1 protein-coding gene is annotated in these 1,094 nt (G+C 34.2%); it reads right to left on the bottom strand.

Annotated features, from left to right (window positions below; genetic code table 11):
- On the bottom strand, positions 1-1,094 hold a 1,094-nt coding region (locus ASC41_RS00160), incomplete at both ends, for a DUF7507 domain-containing protein (RefSeq protein ID WP_420835914.1).

Here is a 1,094-nt window from a genome sequence, read left to right as displayed (position 1 = left end):
ATAAGTAACAGTAATTGCACCACCTGCACCGCAATTAGAGACTAAGTTGTTGAAGTCGTAATTAGAAGTTACTACGTTAGTAGGATCTATATCACAAGTATCAGTACCACAGTTTTGAAGTGTTGTAATATTTGCAGCATCCCAAGCGATAGCAATGTTTTCGTTATCGGTTCCACCACATTCGATAGTTTCATCTATCACAGTACAATTAGTTAAATCGGGACCTATTGTATCTTCTAGAGTAAGGGTTGCGGTAAATGTGCTAAAGTTCCCAGTTGTATCTGTTAGAATATATGTAACAGTAATAGTACCACTAGCTCCACAAGTAGAAATAAGATTTCCAAAAGTGTAATTTGAAGTTATAATAAAGCTATTATCACACTCATCAGTTGCACAAGCTTCTAGAGCAGCGATATTTGCAGCATTCCAAGCAATCGCAATATTTTCATTATCAACACCGCTGCATTCTATTGTTTCATCTAGAGTAGTGCAATTTGAAGTATCTGGAGGAGTTGTATCCTCAATTAACTCAGTTGTTGTTTGAGAAGTCGAAGTAACTAATGTTCCGTTTGAAACTCCTTGAGCATTTACTGTTGCAGTATTAATAACTTCAGTAGCATCAATATCTATTTGAGTTATTAAATATGTAGCTGTGTAAATCCAAATCTCAGTTAAATCTACTTGCTGATCGTTATCGACATCTCCAGAAATATAAGTAATTACTACATTAGGAGTTGTATTATCTAATAACGGATCTGTTATTATTACATTTTCTAATGATACATTACCAGTATTAGTAATCGTAAATGTATATGTAATTGTTTCGTCAATTTCTGAACAATTATTATTGTTGTCGTTATTGAAAACTCCAGTTTTTACAATATTAATACCTGGATTAACATCACAGAATTGAGTCGCCGCAATCACCAATGTATCTGTTGCAGTCACCGTAGTGGCATCCACATCAGTACCATTAATTGTTACCGTATTAGAAATAGTTTGTGCATCATAATCGTCTTGAGTCACGGTGTAATTAGGCGCAGTATAAATCCAAGTTTCTGTTGGATTTAATAAACCATCAGTATTAGTATCAC

The sequence above is a fragment of the Lacinutrix algicola genome (assembly GCF_001418085.1).
GTDB lineage: Bacteria > Bacteroidota > Bacteroidia > Flavobacteriales > Flavobacteriaceae > Lacinutrix > Lacinutrix algicola.
This window is presented reverse-complemented; position numbering and strand designations above follow the sequence as displayed.